This is a genomic window from Rhizobacter sp. P3_B12 (assembly GCF_056402895.1).
The window spans coordinates 1-572 of the sequence record NZ_JBFUGN010001745.1 but is presented as its reverse complement, the minus strand read 5'-3'; the positions used below and the strand labels follow the sequence as shown (position 1 = coordinate 572).

The following is a 572-nucleotide window of genomic DNA, read 5'->3' as shown; positions in this document are numbered from 1 at the left end:
GCCCAGTTTGTCGCAGCCGGTGAGAGTCATCGCCACGGCGAGTGCGGCCAGCCATGTTGCCCAATGCGTGCGCATCGTGGTCTCCTTCGAAGGGGCGCCTAGTAGCGCGACTGCAGCTCGCGGATCTGCTCGCGGGCCTCGTCCTGGCGGATGCCGTAGGTGCGTTGCATCTTGCCGGCATGGCGCTCCCGTTGACCGTGCTCGACGTCGTTCTGGTTGCCGGTGAAGCGGCCCCAATGCTCGCGGGCCTGTCCCTTGACTTGCTTCCACTGGCCCTGGATGCGATCGCGGTTCATTGCAACTCCTTGCGGTGTCCGGTTGGTGTGCTGCAAGCGTAGGCGGGGCCTCGCGGAGCGATCGTCGGTGCCGGGGCAGGGCGCGGATAGGACGGCGCTGATTCAGCTGTAGGAATTGACTGACAGACAGCTTCAACGCGCCTTGCGCTCGCGCGCCCGGGCCAGCGCGGCCTCGATCACGCTGCTCTTGACGCTCACCTCGCCGACGGCCGCCGCCGGCGCCGCGCTGCGGGCGGCCATGCGGGCCTGGCGTAGCTGCTCGTCACGGGCCAGCCG

At 68.7% G+C, this 572-nt stretch carries 1 protein-coding gene; it reads right to left on the bottom strand.

Annotated elements, in window-relative coordinates; translation table 11 throughout:
* Positions 1-98: 98 nt before the first annotated feature.
* On the bottom strand, positions 99-296 hold the full coding sequence (locus AC1D01_RS38000) for a CsbD family protein (protein ID WP_477875162.1): 198 nt from the start codon (positions 294-296) through the stop codon (positions 99-101).
* Positions 297-572 lie beyond the last annotated feature (276 nt).